At 68.6% G+C, this 15,672-nt stretch carries 16 protein-coding genes; all 16 read left to right on the top strand.

Annotation, left to right across the window (positions count from 1 at the left end; genetic code table 11):
- The first annotated feature begins 79 nt into the window (after positions 1–79).
- The 16 genes from ACFVGW_RS23590 to atpD all read left to right on the top strand — a co-directional run bounded on the left by ACFVGW_RS23590 (position 80) and on the right by atpD (position 15,566).
- Positions 80–1,189: an LCP family protein gene (locus ACFVGW_RS23590; protein ID WP_385853352.1), complete on the top strand. Its 1,110-nt coding sequence runs from the start codon at positions 80–82 to the stop codon at positions 1,187–1,189.
- 121 nt (positions 1,190–1,310) lie between these two features.
- A complete protein-coding gene (rpmE, locus tag ACFVGW_RS23585) occupies positions 1,311–1,529 on the top strand; it encodes a 50S ribosomal protein L31 (RefSeq protein WP_046909139.1) in 219 nt (72 codons plus the stop codon).
- 98 nt (positions 1,530–1,627) lie between these two features.
- Positions 1,628–2,704: a peptide chain release factor 1 gene (gene prfA / locus ACFVGW_RS23580; RefSeq protein ID WP_352188986.1), complete on the top strand. Its 1,077-nt coding sequence runs from the start codon at positions 1,628–1,630 to the stop codon at positions 2,702–2,704.
- Positions 2,705–2,740: 36 nt separating this feature from the next.
- Positions 2,741–3,586: a peptide chain release factor N(5)-glutamine methyltransferase gene (gene prmC / locus ACFVGW_RS23575; protein WP_383221994.1), complete on the top strand. Its 846-nt coding sequence runs from the start codon at positions 2,741–2,743 to the stop codon at positions 3,584–3,586.
- 44 nt (positions 3,587–3,630) lie between these two features.
- Entirely contained in the window at positions 3,631–4,278 is a 648-nt protein-coding gene (locus ACFVGW_RS23570; RefSeq protein ID WP_385853351.1) for an L-threonylcarbamoyladenylate synthase, read from the top strand.
- Positions 4,275–4,919, top strand: a complete 645-nt coding sequence (locus ACFVGW_RS23565; protein ID WP_352188983.1) for a protein-tyrosine-phosphatase — start codon at positions 4,275–4,277, stop codon at positions 4,917–4,919. The genes ACFVGW_RS23570 and ACFVGW_RS23565 overlap by 4 nt, the downstream gene beginning before the upstream one ends.
- Positions 4,920–5,286: 367 nt before the next feature.
- On the top strand, positions 5,287–6,534 hold the full coding sequence (gene glyA, locus ACFVGW_RS23560; protein WP_352188982.1) for a serine hydroxymethyltransferase: 1,248 nt from the start codon (positions 5,287–5,289) through the stop codon (positions 6,532–6,534).
- 107 nt (positions 6,535–6,641) lie between these two features.
- Entirely contained in the window at positions 6,642–7,988 is a 1,347-nt protein-coding gene (locus ACFVGW_RS23555) for an MraY family glycosyltransferase (protein ID WP_383221999.1), read from the top strand.
- Positions 7,989–8,253: 265 nt separating this feature from the next.
- On the top strand, positions 8,254–8,670 hold the full coding sequence (locus tag ACFVGW_RS23550; protein WP_383222001.1) for a hypothetical protein: 417 nt from the start codon (positions 8,254–8,256) through the stop codon (positions 8,668–8,670).
- A 225-nt stretch (positions 8,671–8,895) separates the two neighbouring features.
- The gene (gene atpB / locus ACFVGW_RS23545) at positions 8,896–9,705 is read left to right on the top strand and encodes a F0F1 ATP synthase subunit A (protein ID WP_352188979.1); all 810 of its coding nucleotides are present in this window, start codon (positions 8,896–8,898) and stop codon (positions 9,703–9,705) included.
- Positions 9,706–9,800: 95 nt separating this feature from the next.
- Entirely contained in the window at positions 9,801–10,058 is a 258-nt protein-coding gene (gene atpE, locus ACFVGW_RS23540) for an ATP synthase F0 subunit C (RefSeq protein ID WP_158990502.1), read from the top strand.
- Positions 10,059–10,099: 41 nt separating this feature from the next.
- Entirely contained in the window at positions 10,100–10,642 is a 543-nt protein-coding gene (locus ACFVGW_RS23535) for a F0F1 ATP synthase subunit B (protein ID WP_352188978.1), read from the top strand.
- The gene (locus ACFVGW_RS23530) at positions 10,639–11,454 is read left to right on the top strand and encodes a F0F1 ATP synthase subunit delta (RefSeq protein ID WP_352188977.1); all 816 of its coding nucleotides are present in this window, start codon (positions 10,639–10,641) and stop codon (positions 11,452–11,454) included. Before ACFVGW_RS23535 ends, ACFVGW_RS23530 begins: the two co-directional genes overlap by 4 nt.
- Before the next feature lie 133 nt (positions 11,455–11,587).
- Positions 11,588–13,186: a F0F1 ATP synthase subunit alpha gene (gene atpA, locus ACFVGW_RS23525; protein WP_352188976.1), complete on the top strand. Its 1,599-nt coding sequence runs from the start codon at positions 11,588–11,590 to the stop codon at positions 13,184–13,186.
- Between the two features lie 20 nt (positions 13,187–13,206).
- Positions 13,207–14,124, top strand: a complete 918-nt coding sequence (locus ACFVGW_RS23520) for a F0F1 ATP synthase subunit gamma (protein WP_352188975.1) — start codon at positions 13,207–13,209, stop codon at positions 14,122–14,124.
- Entirely contained in the window at positions 14,124–15,566 is a 1,443-nt protein-coding gene (gene atpD, locus ACFVGW_RS23515; RefSeq protein ID WP_352188974.1) for a F0F1 ATP synthase subunit beta, read from the top strand. The genes ACFVGW_RS23520 and atpD overlap by 1 nt, the downstream gene beginning before the upstream one ends.
- Positions 15,567–15,672: the final 106 nt, after the last annotated feature.

The following is a 15,672-nucleotide window of genomic DNA, read 5'->3' as shown; positions in this document are numbered from 1 at the left end:
CGAAACCTCACAGGTTCCTATGCAACCCTTTCGGGTGCTTCGTCGTCACAGAAGGTGAAGCGAAGACCTGAGGTGGGAGATGAGCGAGCAGAGCAAGGGCGGCCGAATACGAAGCGGCCGCCGCCGTAAGCGGCCCGCCAAGGGCCGCCGCGCGGTGACCGTCGCCGCCTGGGGCGCCGCCGCGCTCGTCGTCGTCGGCGGCTCCGGGCTCGGATACGTCTACTTCAAGCTCGACGGCAACCTCAAGAGCGTGGACATCAACGCCCAGCTCGGCACCGACCGGCCCAAGAACGTCGACAACGGCTCGATGGACATCCTCGTCCTCGGCTCCGACTCCCGGTCCGGTGACAACGGCGCCTACGGCAAGGACGAGGGCGGCGCCCGCTCCGACACCGCGATGGTGCTCCACGTCTACGAGGGCCACAAGAAGGCCAGTGTCGTCTCGATCCCGCGCGACACCCTCGTCGACCGCCCCTCCTGCACCGACGAGAAGGGCACCGCGATCGCCGGCGAGCGACGGGCGATGTTCAACACGGCGTACGAGGTCGGCGGCCCGGCCTGCGCGGTGAAGACCGTCGAGTCGATCTCAGGCATCCGCATGGACCACTACATCGAGGTCGACTTCACCGGCTTCAAGAAGCTGATCGACAAGCTCGGCGGCGTCGAGATCACCACGACCAAGGCCATCAAGGACTCCAAGAGCCACCTCGACCTCGCCCCGGGTACCCACACCCTCGACGGCGAGCAGTCCCTCGGCCTGGTCCGCACCCGCAAGAGCGTCGGCGACGGCAGCGACCTCGGCCGCATCCAGCTCCAGCAGGCGTTCATGAAGGCCTTCCTCGACCAGGTCAAGGACGTCGGCGTCTTCACGAACCCCAAGAAGCTCCTGGACATCGCCGACACCGCCACCAAGGCCATCACGCCCGACTCGGAGCTCGAATCCGTCAACGAGCTGATGGGATTCGCCCAGGGCCTCTCCGGGCTCGGCGCCGAGGACGTCCACATGGTCACGATGCCGGTCGAGTACGACCCCGCCGACCCGAACCGCGTCATACCGCTCGAAGCCCAGTCGCGGCAGGTCTGGCAGGCCCTCAAGGGCGACCGCCCCATCCCCGCCTCCGCCACGAAGGACGCGGCCACCGGCCAGGCGGACGGTGTCGTGGGACCGCCCGCCACAGCCTCGGAATAGTTTCACCAGGGACCCGGTTTTGGGAGATACGGCCGGTCCTGGCAGACTGGTACGTCGGCCCCGGTTCACGCAGGTGCAATCCGCACGGCGACCCGGCGCCCTCCCGAAACTAGGAGACACCTTGAAGCGCGAGATCCACCCCGAGTACGTCGAGACCCAGGTCAGCTGCACCTGTGGCGCGTCGTTCACCACCCGTAGCACCCTGACCGAGGGCACCATCCGTGCCGAGGTCTGCTCCGAGTGCCACCCGTTCTACACGGGCAAGCAGAAGATCCTCGACACCGGCGGCCGCGTCGCCCGCTTCGAGGCCCGCTTCGGCAAGGCTGCGGCCAAGAAGTAGCACGTCACTGCGCCGGTCCTTGGTCGCTCCCGCTGGGAGTACCGGACCGGCGCTTTGCCGTCCCCGCAGTCCGTTCGTACGAAAACCAGGAGCCCCCGATGTTCGAGGCGGTCGAGGAACTGATCGGCGAGCACGCCGATCTCGAGACGAAGCTCGCTGACCCTTCGGTCCACGCGGACCAGGCCAATGCGCGCAAGCTGAACAAGCGTTACGCCGAGCTGACCCCGATCGTCGCCGTCTACCGTTCCTGGAAGCAGAACGGTGACGACATCGAGACCGCCCGCGAGCTGATGCACGACGACCCCGACTTCGCGGCCGAGGTCAAGGATCTGGAGAAGCAGCGCGAGGAGCTGACCGACAGGCTTCGCCTGCTGCTCGTCCCGCGCGACCCCAGCGACGACAAGGACGTCATCCTGGAGATCAAGGCCGGCGCGGGCGGCGACGAGTCCGCCCTCTTCGCCGGCGATCTGCTGCGGATGTACCTGCGCTACGCCGAGCGCGTCGGCTGGAAGACCGAGATCATCGACTCCACCGAGTCCGAGCTCGGCGGCTACAAGGACGTCCAGGTCGCCGTGAAGACCAAGGGCGGCAACGGCGCGACCGAGCCCGGCCAGGGCGTCTGGGCGCGGCTGAAGTACGAGGGCGGGGTGCACCGCGTGCAGCGCGTGCCCGCCACCGAGTCGGCCGGCCGGATCCACACCTCCGCGGCCGGTGTCCTCGTGACCCCCGAGGCCGAGGAGATCGACGTCGAGATCCACGCCAACGACCTGCGCATCGACGTGTACCGCTCGTCGGGTCCCGGCGGCCAGTCCGTCAACACCACCGACTCCGCGGTCCGCATCACGCACCTGCCGACCGGCATCGTCGCCTCCTGCCAGAACGAGAAGAGCCAGCTCCAGAACAAGGAGCAGGCGATGCGTATCCTGCGATCCCGGCTGCTCGCCGCCGCACAGGAGGAGGCGGAGTCCAAGGCCGCCGACGCCCGTCGCAGCCAGGTCCGCACCGTCGACCGGTCCGAGAAGATCCGTACGTACAACTTCCCGGAAAACCGGATCTCGGACCACCGCGTCGGCTTCAAGGCGTACAACTTGGACCAGGTGCTCGACGGCGATCTGGACGCGATGATCCAGGCCTGCGTCGACGCCGACTCCGCCGCCAAGCTCGCAGCAGCGTAGGACTTGTCAGCCCCACCCGCACCACGGAGGACCAGCGTGAACCTGCTGCTTGCCGAGGTGGCCCAGGCCACCCAGCGGCTGGCCGACGCCGGCGTTCCCTCACCGCGTTTCGACGCCGAGGAGCTCGCCGCGTTCGTGCACGGCGTCAAGCGGGGGGAGCTGCACAACGTCAAGGACGCGGACTTCGACGCCCGCTACTGGGAGGCGGTCGCCCGCCGCGAGGCGCGCGAGCCGCTCCAGCACATCACCGGCCGGGCGTTCTTCCGCTATCTGGAGCTCCAGGTGGGGCCGGGCGTCTTCGTGCCCCGGCCGGAGACCGAGTCGGTCGTCGGGTGGGCCATAGACGCCGTACGGGCCATGGACGTCGTCGAGCCGCTGATCGTCGACCTGTGCACCGGTTCGGGCGCGATCGCGCTCGCGATGGCGCAGGAGGTGCCGCGCTCGCGCGTGCACGCGGTCGAGCTCTCCGACAACGCGCTGGTGTGGACCCGCAAGAACGCGGAGGGCTCGCGCGTCACGGTCCACCAGGGCGACGCGCTGAGCGCGCTGCCGGAGCTCGACGGCCAGGTCGACCTGGTCATCTCCAACCCGCCCTACATCCCGCTCACCGAGTGGGAGTACGTGGCGCCCGAGGCGCGTGACCACGACCCGGAGATGGCGTTGTTCTCCGGCGAGGACGGCCTCGACACGATCCGCGGCATCGAGCGCACCGCGCACCGTCTGCTGCGCCCGGGGGGCCTCGTCGTGATCGAGCACGCGGACACCCAGGGCGGCCAGGTTCCGTGGATCTTCAACGAGGAGGCCGGCTGGGCGGATGCCGCCGACCACCCGGACCTGAACAACCGTCCGCGCTTCGCGACCGCCCGCAAGGCCACGCCGTGATCCGCGCTGCCATGACCACGCTTGTGTATGAGGAGGCCCGCTAAATGGCTCGGCGATACGACTGCAACGAGGCGACCGACCGTGCGACCGGGCTGCGCGAGGCCGCGTCCGCCGTGCGCCGTGGCGAGCTGGTCGTGCTGCCCACCGACACCGTGTACGGGATCGGCGCGGACGCCTTCAGCTCGGAGGCGGTCGCGGACCTGCTGGACGCCAAGGGCCGGGGCCGCAACATGCCCACGCCCGTCCTCATCGGCTCCCCGAACACGCTGCACGGGCTCGTCACGGACTTCTCCGAGCAGGCGTGGGAGCTCGTCGACGCGTTCTGGCCCGGCGCGCTCACGCTCGTCGCGAAGCACCAGCCGTCGCTGCAGTGGGACCTGGGCGACACCCGGGGCACGGTCGCGATCCGGATGCCGCTGCACCCGGTCGCGATCGAGCTGCTGACCGAGGTCGGCCCGATGGCGGTCTCCTCGGCGAACCTCACCGGGCACCCGTCGCCGGAGGACTGCGACGCGGCGCAGGGCATGCTCGGCGACTCGGTCTCCGTCTACCTCGACGGTGGTCCGACGCCGGGGATCGTCCCGTCGTCGATCGTCGACGTGACGGGCAAGGTGCCGGTCCTGCTGCGTCAGGGCGCGCTCTCCGCGGAGGAGCTCCGGAAGGTCGTACCCGACCTCGAGGTGGCCAATTGACCGCCCCTGAGGGGCGTGGCATAGCGGGGCACGAGAGCACTTCCTTCCGCATCCTCCACGTCAGCACCGGCAACGTCTGCCGCTCGCCGATCACCGAGCGGCTGACCCGCCATGCCCTGAGCTCCCGCCTCGGCGACCCCCGGGGCGGCGGCCTGATCGTGGAGAGCGCGGGCACCTGGGGCCACGAGGGGGCCCCGATGGAGGCCAACGCGGAGCTGGTCCTCGCCGACTTCGGCGCGGACCACAGCGGCTTCGTGGGGCGCGAGCTCCTCGACGAGCACGTCATCCGCGCGGACCTGGTCCTGACGGCGACCCGCGACCACCGCGCGCAGGTCATCTCGATGGGCCACTCGGCGGGCCTGCGCACCTTCACCCTGAAGGAGTTCACCCGCCTCGTCCGCGCCATAGACCCCGCGACCCTGCCGGACCCGCTGGACGAGGGCATGGTCGAACGCGCGCGTGCGCTGGTGCGCGCGGCGGCGGCTCTACGCGGGTGGCTCCTGGCCCCGAGCGCGGAGGCCGACGAGGTCAACGACCCGTACGGTGCGCCGATCACGTTCTTCCGCTCCATCGGCGAGGAGATCAACACGGCACTCGACCCCGTGGTGACGGCCCTGACCGGGGTGCCGGCACGGCGTTGAGCTGTGCCGACGTGTGCCGCCCACGTCCGTCGGCCGGAGGCCGACGCAGCGGTCCGATGCCTGGGAAGGCCCCCAGGGGCCGAGCAGTGCGAGGGGCGCGTCGAGGCCTGGGACTCGACACGGCACTCGACCCCGTGGTGACGGCCGTGACCGGGGTACCAGCGCGGCGTTGACCGGCGGTGCCCGCGCGGCGTTGAGCGGGGTGTCGGGACGGGGCCTGGCCGGGGTGCCGGCGCGGCATCGACGGGAGGCGCCGCGTGCCGGCAGAGCCATCCGGCCCAGGGGTCCGGTGAACATCGGGCAAACCCGTGCCCACGCGCCTACATTTGGAGCTGAAGGCCAGCCCACGCGCCGCCTGGAGCCCACGATGCCGGTCACCGCTCCACCCGAAGAGGTTCTCGACGTCCTGCGCCGTCAGGACCCGGAGATCGCCGACGTGCTGCTCGGGGAGGTACGCCGGCAGGCCGACAGTCTGCAGCTGATCGCCGCCGAGAACTTCACCTCGCCCGCCGTCCTCGCCGCGCTCGGCTCCCCGCTCGCCAACAAGTACGCCGAGGGGTATCCCGGCGCCCGCCACCACGGCGGCTGCGAGTTCGCCGACGCCGCCGAGCGGATCGCCGTCGAACGGGCCACCGCGCTCTTCGGAGCGGAGCACGCGAACGTCCAGTCCCACTCCGGCTCCTCGGCCGTCCTGGCGGCGTACGCGGCCCTTCTCAGGCCCGGAGACACCGTCCTCGCCATGGGACTTCCGTACGGCGGCCATCTCACGCACGGTTCGCCCGCCAACTTCTCCGGCCGCTGGTTCGACTTCGTCCCCTACGGCGTCGACGCCGAGACGGGTCTGATCGACTACGAGCAGGTCGCCGCCCTCGCCCGTCACCACCGCCCCAAGGCGATCGTCTGCGGCTCCATCTCCTACCCGCGCCACATCGACTACGCGATCTTCCGGGAGATCGCCGACGAGGCCGGGGCCTACCTGATCGCCGACGCCGCCCACCCCATCGGGCTCGTCGCCGGGGGAGCGGCGCCCAACCCCGTCCCGTACGCCGATGTGGTCTGCGCCACCACCCACAAGGTCCTGCGCGGCCCGCGCGGCGGGATGATCCTCTGCGGCGGCGAACTGGCCGACCGTGTCGACCGTGCCGTCTTCCCGTTCACACAGGGCGGCGCCCAGATGCACACGATCGCCGCCAAGGCCGTCGCCTTCGGCGAGGCGTCGACCCCCGCCTTCACCACGTACGCCCATCAGGTCGTCGCCCACGCCCGTGTCCTCGCCGACGCGCTCTCCGCCGAGGGCTTCGCGCTCACCACCGGCGGCACCGACACCCACCTCATCACCGCCGACCCCGCCCCCCTCGGCGTCGACGGCCGCACGGCGCGCTCGCGCCTCGCCGCCGCCGGCATGGTCCTCGACACCTGCGCCCTGCCGTACGGAGACGGACGTGGGATTCGTCTCGGAACCGCCGCCGTCACCACCCAGGGAATGGGCGCTTCGGAGATGGCCCGGATCGCCGCGTTGTTCACGATCGCGCTACGGGACGAACCGCAGGAGACGGCCCGGGTACGCGCGGAAGTACGTGATCTTGCCGGGCGATTTCCCCCGTATGGACGGTGAGGAAGCCCGGAGCGCAACCATCCGGCCGGGACGTATGTCCTCAAGCACATGGACAGCACGGCTAGGGTGTGGGGCTGAGATGGCCAGCGATTCCTGTGGGGCAGCCCGTGCGTGATTACCTGCTGACGCTCTGTGTCACGGCCGCGGTGACCTATCTGCTGACCGGTCCGGTGCGGAAGTTCGCCATCGCGACCGGGGCGATGCCGGAGATCCGTGCCCGAGACGTACACCGAGAACCGACTCCGCGGCTCGGTGGCATCGCCATGTTCTTCGGCCTGTGCACCGGACTGCTCGTGGCGGACCACCTGCAGAACCTCAACAGCGTCTTCGAGCTCTCCAACGAGCCCCGCGCGCTGCTCTCCGGCGCCGCCCTGATCTGGCTGATCGGTGTCCTCGACGACAAGTTCGAGCTGGACGCGCTGATCAAGCTGGGTGCGCAGATGATCTCCGCCGGTGTGATGGTGATGCAGGGTCTGACGATCCTGTGGCTGCCGATCCCGGGTGTCGGCACGGTCGCGCTCACCAAGGGGCAGGGCACGCTCCTCACCGTGGCCCTGGTCGTCCTGACCATCAACGCCGTGAACTTCGTCGACGGCCTCGACGGCCTGGCCGCCGGCATGGTCTGCATCGCCGCCGCGGCCTTCTTCCTGTACGGGTACCGCCTCTGGTACGGCTACACGATCGAGGCCGCCGCGCCCGCGACGCTCTTCGCCGCGATCCTCATGGGCATGTGTCTGGGCTTCCTGCCGCACAACATGCATCCGGCCCGGATCTTCATGGGCGACTCCGGTTCGATGCTGATCGGCCTGATCCTGGCCGCCTCGGCGATCTCGATCACCGGCCAGGTCGACCCGGACATCCTGAAGCTCTTCGAGGGCTCGACCCGTGAGGCCACCCACGCCGCCCTGCCGGTCTTCATCCCGCTCGTGCTGCCGCTGACGATCATCGCGATCCCCATGGCCGACCTGATCCTGGCCATCGTGCGCCGCACCTGGAACGGTCAGTCGCCGTTCGCCGCCGACCGCGGGCACCTGCACCACCGGCTGCTGGAGATCGGGCACTCGCACAGCCGGGCCGTCCTGATCATGTACTTCTGGTCGGCGCTCATCGCCTTCGGGACGCTCGCGTACTCGGTGCACTCGACGTCGATGTGGATCGTGCTCGTGGTCGTGTTCCTGAGCGCCATCGGCCTGGTGCTGCTCCTGCTGCCCCGCTTCACGCCGCGCGCCCCGCGCTGGGCGGAGTCCTTCGTCCCGCCGCGCTACCGGCGCCGCGGGGCCGGACGCCGGGGAGGCCGGCCGGGCACGCGCTCGGACGGCGCCGTTCCGGTCGCCACGGCGGCCGAGGAGCCCGCGGAGGAACGCGTACCGGTGCCCGCGGGGGTCAACGGGTCCACCGCCATCGGCCACCGTTCGCGCTTCACCGACCGGCGGAAGGCCGGAACGCCGAGTTGACGAATGTCATATCGAGCCGCATTACCAGACAAAACCTCCCGGCGTGCTGCACACACGCGCACGGTCACACTCATGTGTGACAGTCAGCACACTTCCCGGGTAAAGAACTACTCAAATAGTTTGTGATACCGTTCACGAGACCCGGAGGCAGAGCCGAAAGACCGTAGTGCGACGGTCCGTTGGCCCCGAGACACACCTCGGACCGGGCTTACGCTCGTCCCTGACGACACCATCGCCCCCACCAAGCAACAGCGGAGACACCGCCATGCCGTCCAACGACGCACGCATCCTTCTGTCAGCTGCCATTCCCGCTGCAGCCACCGGCGCCGTCGCCGCGGTCATCAGCGGCGTGGTTGCCGGTGGAAAGGGCGCGATCGGCGCCGTCATCGGCTGCGCCGTCGTGATCGCCTTCATGGGGATCGGGCTCGTGGTGCTCCAGCGGACGGCCAAGTCGTACCCGCACCTGTTCCAGGCGATGGGTCTCCTGCTCTACACGACCCAGCTGCTGCTGCTCTTCGTGTTGATGCTGATGCTCAAGAACACGACGTTCTTCGACTTCAAGGCCTTCGCCTTCACCCTGCTCGCGTCGACCCTCGTCTGGATCGCCGCGCAGGCACGCGCGTACATGAAGGCCAAGATCATGTACGTCGACGACCCCAAGAAGCCGGGGTCGTCGCAGTGAGGGGTAGGGCCGGGATAAAGGCGCGTTCGGCTTCCTGCTATCGTCCGGTGCCAACTGCGGCATTGCGGGCGCGGGCATCCGAGCTGACGCCTGTCCCAGCGCGAGGCTCGACGCCGAACCGCCGCCCCCTTATCCGTAAGACCAGTCCAGTGCCGACCCGCGGCTGCGTGCCGCGCCGACACAACGAGGTTGCCGTACCTATGCGCCACGCTGAAGGAGCCCGCGGTGAGTGCTGACCAGACGCTTGCCTTCGACCCGGATTGCCACATCTTCAGTGGATGCGGCTTCCCGGCGCCGGGCCTGCACACGTTCATGTACGAGCCCATCGCCACGGTGGGAGGCATCGACATCACCAAGCCGATGCTGCTCGCTCTGCTGGGCTCCATCGTGGTCGTCGGGTTCTTCTGGGCGGCCTTCAACAAGCCCAAGCTGATCCCCGGCAAGATGCAGATGGTCGGCGAGGCCGGTTACGACTTCGTCCGCCGCGGCATCGTCTACGAGATCATCGGCAAGAAGGACGGCGAGAAGTACGTCCCCTTCATGGTGTCGCTGTTCTTCTTCGTCTGGATCATGAACCTCTGGTCGATCATTCCGCTCGCCCAGTTCCCGGTCACCTCGCTGATCGCCTTCCCGGCCGGTCTCGCGCTGATCGTGTACGTGCTCTGGATCACGCTGACCTTCAAGAAGCACGGCTTCGTCGGCGGCTGGAAGAACATCGTCGGCTACGACAAGTCCCTCGGTGCGATCCTCCCGATGGTCGTCGTCCTCGAGTTCTTCTCGAACCTCATCATCCGGCCCTTCACGCACGCGGTCCGACTGTTCGCGAACATGTTCGCCGGTCACCTGCTGATCGTGATGTTCTCGCTGGCCACCTGGTACCTCATGAACGGCCTGGGCTTCGTCTACGCCGGCGCCTCGTTCGTGATGGTCCTCGTGATGACGGCCTTCGAGCTCTTCATCCAGGCCGTCCAGGCGTACGTCTTCGTCCTCCTGGCCTGCAGCTACGTCCAGGGCGCACTGGCCGAGCACCACTGAGCCACTCCCGCCCAGGGATCCAGCTAGACCCCCAATCCAACAGTCGTCCGGTGGCCAACCCCCACCGGGTCATTGAAAGAGAAGGAAGTAACGGCATGTCCGCTGCTCTCGACATGGTCAACCTCGCGGCCTCCGCCAAGGAGAACGTCGTCGGCAACGTCGCCTCGATCGGCTACGGCCTGGCCGCGATCGGCCCCGGCGTCGGCGTCGGCATCATCTTCGGTAACGGTACGCAGGCGCTCGCCCGCCAGCCCGAGGCCGCCGGTCTGATCCGCACCAACCAGATCATGGGCTTCGCCTTCTGTGAGGCGCTCGCCCTCATCGGCATCGTCATGGGCTTCGTCTACCAGTAAATCGGACCGACAGCCCACACCTTTTTACGGAAGGCACTGATGTGAACGCTCTGCTTCTTGCGGCGGAGGAGCCCCAGCCTCCTCTGATCCCGCATCTTGACGAGCTCGTCATCGGCCTGATCGCCTTCGTCATCGTCTTCGGCTTCCTCGCCAAGAAGCTCCTCCCGAACATCAACAAGGTTCTGGAAGAGCGTCGGGCGGCCATCGAGGGTGGCATCGAGAAGGCCGAGTCGGCCCAGATCGAGGCCCAGAGTGTGCTGGAGCAGTACAAGGCCCAGCTCGCCGAGGCCCGCCATGAGGCCGCGCGTCTTCGCCAGGAGGCGACGGAGCAGGGCACCGCGATCATCCAGGAGATGAAGGCGGAAGGCCAGCGCCAGCGCGAGGAGATCATCGCGGCCGGTCACACGCAGATCGAGGCCGACCGCAAGGCCGCGGCGACCTCGCTGCGCCAGGACGTGGGCAAGCTCGCCACCGACCTGGCCGGCAAGCTGGTCGGTGAGTCCCTCGAGGACCACGCCCGCCAGAGCCGCACGATCGACCGCTTCCTCGACGAGCTCGAGGAGAAGGCCGAGGCCGTCCGATGAACGGAGCGAGCCGCGAGGCACTGGTCACCGCGCGCGAGTCTCTCGACGCGCTGACCGACAACACCTCGGTCGACGCCGCGAAGCTCGCGGGCGAGCTGGCCGCGGTCACCGCGCTGCTCGACCGCGAGGTGTCGCTGCGTCGGGTCCTGACCGACCCGGCGCAGGCGGGCGAGGCCAAGGCCGAGCTCGCCGGGCGACTGCTCGGCGGTCAGGTGGGCGGGGAGACCGTCGACCTGGTGTCCGGCATGGTGCGTTCCCGCTGGTCGCAGTCGCGTGACCTGGTCGACTCGGCCGAGGAGCTGGCGAACACCGCCGACCTCACCGCGGCCCAGCAGGCCGGCGCGCTGGACGACGTCGAGGACGAGCTGTTCCGGTTCGGCCGGATCGTCACCTCCAGCACCGAGCTGCGCTCGGCGCTGACGGACAAGGCCGCCACGGCGTCCGCCAAGGGCGAGCTGCTCCGCAGCCTGCTCGGCGGCAAGGCCAACGCGGTCACCGAGCGTCTGGTCGTCCGTCTCGTGACCCAGCCCCGGGGACGTAGCCTGGAAGCGGGACTCGAGTCCCTCTCCAAGCTCGCCGCGGCGCGCCGGGACCGGATGGTGGCCGTCGTGACGTCGGCGGTGCCGCTGACCGATCAGCAGAAGCAGCGCCTCGGTGCCGTCCTGGCCAAGCTGTACGGCCGCCAGATGCACCTGAACCTGGACGTGGACCCGGCGGTCCTCGGCGGGATCACGGTGCAGGTCGGTGACGAGGTCATCAACGGCACCATCGCGGAGCGCCTCGACGAGGCGACCCGGCGACTGGCCGGCTGACGTCAGCCGGCAACTGAACAGAGCATCACCTGCGGCCCGGTTGGGCCGTGCAGAGATTGCAGAAGATTCCTGGGGGTCGGCCCCCAGACCCCCAAGAAGACTTCGGGCCCAACAAGGAGAGCAGGGAACCCAGATGGCGGAGCTCACGATCCGGCCGGAGGAGATCCGGGACGCGCTGGAGACCTTTGTCCAGTCGTACCAGCCGGACGCGGCCTCGCGCGAGGAGGTCGGAACGGTCAGCCTGGCCGGCGACGGCATCGCCAAGGTGGAGGGTCTTCCCTCGGCCATGGCGAACGAGCTGCTGAAGTTCGAGGACGGCACCCTCGGTCTCGCCCTCAACCTCGAGGAGCGCGAGATCGGTGCGATCGTCCTCGGCGAGTTCAGCGGTATCGAGGAGGGCCAGCCGGTGCAGCGCACCGGTGAGGTTCTCTCCGTAGGTGTCGGCGAGGGCTACCTCGGCCGCGTCGTCGACCCGCTCGGCAACCCGATCGACGGTCTCGGCGAGATCGCGACCGAGGGCCGCCGTGCCCTCGAGCTGCAGGCCCCGGGCGTCATGGCCCGTAAGTCGGTCCACGAGCCGATGGAGACCGGCTACAAGGCCGTCGACGCCATGACCCCGGTCGGCCGTGGTCAGCGTCAGCTGATCATCGGCGACCGTCAGACCGGCAAGACCGCGCTGTGCGTCGACACGATCATCAACCAGCGTGACAACTGGCGCTCGGGCGACGTGAACAAGCAGGTCCGCTGCATCTACGTCGCCGTCGGCCAGAAGGGCTCGACCATCGCGTCCGTTCGCGGCGCCCTGGAAGAGGCCGGTGCGCTCGAGTACACGACGATCGTCGCCGCCCCGGCGTCCGACCCGGCCGGCTTCAAGTACCTGGCGCCGTACACCGGCTCCGCCATCGGCCAGCACTGGATGTACCAGGGCAAGCACGTCCTGATCGTCTTCGACGACCTGTCGAAGCAGGCCGACGCCTACCGCGCCGTGTCCCTGCTGCTGCGCCGCCCGCCGGGCCGTGAGGCCTACCCGGGTGACGTCTTCTACCTGCACTCGCGTCTGCTCGAGCGCTGCGCGAAGCTCTCGGACGAGCTGGGTGCCGGCTCGATGACCGGTCTGCCGATCGTCGAGACGAAGGCCAACGACGTCTCGGCGTTCATCCCGACCAACGTCATCTCCATCACCGACGGCCAGTGCTTCCTGGAGTCCGACCTGTTCAACGCCGGCCAGCGTCCGGCCCTGAACGTCGGTATCTCGGTCTCCCGTGTCGGTGGCTCCGCCCAGCACAAGGCGATGAAGCAGATCTCCGGTCGCCTCCGTGTCGACCTGGCCCAGTTCCGTGAGCTGGAGGCGTTCGCCGCCTTCGGTTCGGACCTGGACGCCGCGTCGAAGGCGCAGCTGGAGCGTGGCCAGCGGATGGTCGAGCTGCTCAAGCAGGCTCAGTACCAGCCGATGCCCACCGAGAACCAGGTCGTCTCCGTCTGGGCCGGCACCACCGGCAAGATGGACGACGTTCCGGTCAACGACATCCGCCGCTTCGAGGCCGAGATGCTGGCGTACCTGCGCCAGAGCCACTCCGGTCTCATGACCTCCATCCGTGAGGGCGGCAAGATGTCGGACGACACCCTGCAGTCCGTGGCCGACGCCATCGCGGAGTTCAAGAAGCAGTTCGAGACCTCTGACGGGAAGCTGCTGGGCGACGACGCTTCCGCTGCCGTCAACGTCTCGAAGTGACGACGGAAGGGACCTGACTCATGGGAGCGCAGCTCCGGGTCTACAAGCGTCGCATCAAATCCGTCACCGCGACGAAGAAGATCACCAAGGCGATGGAGATGATCGCCGCCTCGCGTGTCGTCAAGGCGCAGCGCAAGGTGCAGGCGTCGACCCCGTACGCCACCGAGCTGACCCGCGCGGTCACCGCGGTGGCCACGGGTGCGAACGACAAGCACCCGCTGACCACCGAGACGGAGAACCCGACCCGTGCCGCGGTTCTGCTCCTCGCGAGCGACCGCGGTCTGGCCGGCGCCTTCAACTCCAACGCCATCAAGGCGGCGGAAGCGCTGACGAGGAAGCTGGAGAGCGAGGGACGCGAGGTCGACATCTACGTCGTCGGCCGTCGTGGCATCGCGCACTACAACTTCCGTGAGCGCAAGCTGGCCGACTCGTGGACCGGCTTCACGGACCAGCCGGAGTACGCGGACGCCAAGACGATCGCGGCTCCGCTGATCGAGGCGATCGAGAAGGACACCGCTGAGGGCGGCGTGGACGAGCTCCACATCGTCTACACCGAGTTCGTCTCGATGATGACGCAGACGGCGGTCGAGGCCCGGCTGCTGCCCCTCAGCCTCGACGAGGTGGCGAAGGAGGCGGGCGAGCAGGACACGCTCCGTCCGCTGTACGACTTCGAGCCGTCGGCGGAGGACGTCCTCGACGCCCTCCTGCCGCGCTACGTCGAGAGCCGGATCTACAACGCGCTGCTCCAGTCGGCTGCCTCCAAGCACGCCGCCACGCGTCGTGCGATGAAGTCGGCGACCGACAACGCGGGAGACTTGATCAACAACCTCTCCCGACTTGCCAACGCGGCCCGCCAGGCCGAAATCACCCAGGAAATCAGCGAGATCGTCGGTGGCACCGCAGCCCTGGCCGACGCGACCGCGGGGAGTGACAAGTAATGACGACCACTGTTGAGACGGCCGCCGCCACGGGCCGCGTCGCCCGGGTCATCGGCCCGGTCGTCGACGTGGAGTTCCCCGTCGACGCGATGCCGGAGATCTACAACGCGCTGAACGTCGAGGTTCCGGACCCGGCCGAGGAGGGCGCGACCAAGACGCTGACCCTCGAGGTCGCCCAGCACCTCGGTGACGGCGTCGTCCGCACCATCTCCATGCAGCCCACCGACGGCCTGGTCCGCCAGGCCCCCGTGGTGGACACCGGCGACGGCATCACGGTGCCGGTCGGCGATGTCACCAAGGGCCGCGTGTTCAACACGCTCGGTCAGGTGCTGAACGCCGACGCCTCCACCGTGGCCGACGCGCCGCGCTGGACGATCCACCGCAAGGCCCCGGCCTTCGACCAGCTCGAGTCCAAGACCGAGATGTTCGAGACCGGCCTGAAGGTCGTCGACCTTCTCACCCCGTACGTCAAGGGTGGAAAGATCGGTCTGTTCGGTGGCGCCGGTGTCGGCAAGACCGTTCTGATCCAGGAAATGATCGTCCGTGTGGCCAAGCTGCACGACGGTGTGTCGGTCTTCGCGGGCGTCGGCGAGCGCACCCGTGAGGGCAACGACCTCATGGTGGAGATGGAGGAGGCCGGCGTTCTGGACAAGACCGCGCTGGTCTTCGGCCAGATGGACGAGCCCCCGGGCACCCGTCTGCGCGTGGCCCTGGCCGGTCTGACCATGGCGGAGTACTTCCGCGATGTGCAGAAGCAGGACGTGCTGTTCTTCATCGACAACATCTTCCGCTTCACGCAGGCCGGTTCCGAGGTCTCGACCCTGCTCGGCCGCATGCCCTCCGCCGTGGGTTACCAGCCGAACCTGGCCGACGAGATGGGTCTCCTCCAGGAGCGCATCACCTCGACCCGTGGTCACTCGATCACCTCGATGCAGGCGATCTACGTCCCCGCGGACGACCTGACCGACCCGGCCCCGGCCACCACCTTCGCCCACCTCGACGCGACGACGGTTCTCTCCCGTCCGATCTCCGAGAAGGGCATCTACCCGGCCGTGGACCCGCTGGACTCCACGTCCCGGATCCTGGACCCGCGCTACATCGCGCAGGACCACTACGACGCCGCCACGCGCGTCAAGGGAATCCTGCAGAAGTACAAGGACCTCCAGGACATCATCGCGATTCTCGGTATCGACGAGCTGAGCGAGGAGGACAAGCTCGTTGTCCACCGCGCCCGCCGTGTCGAGCGCTTCCTGTCCCAGAACACCCACGCGGCGAAGCAGTTCACCGGTGTGGACGGTTCGGACGTTCCGCTCGACGAGTCGATCGCCGCGTTCAACGCGATCTGCGACGGTGAGTACGACCACTTCCCCGAGCAGGCCTTCTTCATGTGTGGTGGTCTCGAGGACCTCAAGAAGAACGCCAAGGAGCTGGGCGTCTCCTGAGCCCCGTGCTCTCGCGAGGGGGGCGGGTGTGTCCCGCCCCCCTCGTCACGCCCATTAGAATTGACCCCAACACCCGGCACGACCGCCGGGTGGTGACCCGAGGAGC

The organism is Streptomyces sp. NPDC127129 (genome assembly GCF_042671585.1).
Taxonomy (GTDB): Bacteria; Actinomycetota; Actinomycetes; order Streptomycetales; family Streptomycetaceae; genus Streptomyces.
This window is presented reverse-complemented; position numbering and strand designations above follow the sequence as displayed.

What these genes read in the sequence shown, in the direction of transcription:
- prfA (WP_352188986.1), top strand. Translation starts at nt 1,628, where the DNA reads ATGTTCGAGGCGGTCGAGGAACTGATCGGCGAGCACGCCGATCTCGAG.
- ACFVGW_RS23550 (WP_383222001.1), top strand. Translation starts at nt 8,254, where the DNA reads ATGCCGTCCAACGACGCACGCATCCTTCTGTCAGCTGCCATTCCCGCT.
- glyA (WP_352188982.1), top strand. Translation starts at nt 5,287, where the DNA reads ATGCCGGTCACCGCTCCACCCGAAGAGGTTCTCGACGTCCTGCGCCGT.
- ACFVGW_RS23590 (WP_385853352.1), top strand. Translation starts at nt 80, where the DNA reads ATGAGCGAGCAGAGCAAGGGCGGCCGAATACGAAGCGGCCGCCGCCGT.
- atpA (WP_352188976.1), top strand. Translation starts at nt 11,588, where the DNA reads ATGGCGGAGCTCACGATCCGGCCGGAGGAGATCCGGGACGCGCTGGAG.
- ACFVGW_RS23570 (WP_385853351.1), top strand. Translation starts at nt 3,631, where the DNA reads ATGGCTCGGCGATACGACTGCAACGAGGCGACCGACCGTGCGACCGGG.
- atpE (WP_158990502.1), top strand. Translation starts at nt 9,801, where the DNA reads ATGTCCGCTGCTCTCGACATGGTCAACCTCGCGGCCTCCGCCAAGGAG.
- atpD (WP_352188974.1), top strand. Translation starts at nt 14,124, where the DNA reads ATGACGACCACTGTTGAGACGGCCGCCGCCACGGGCCGCGTCGCCCGG.
- ACFVGW_RS23520 (WP_352188975.1), top strand. Translation starts at nt 13,207, where the DNA reads ATGGGAGCGCAGCTCCGGGTCTACAAGCGTCGCATCAAATCCGTCACC.
- ACFVGW_RS23530 (WP_352188977.1), top strand. Translation starts at nt 10,639, where the DNA reads ATGAACGGAGCGAGCCGCGAGGCACTGGTCACCGCGCGCGAGTCTCTC.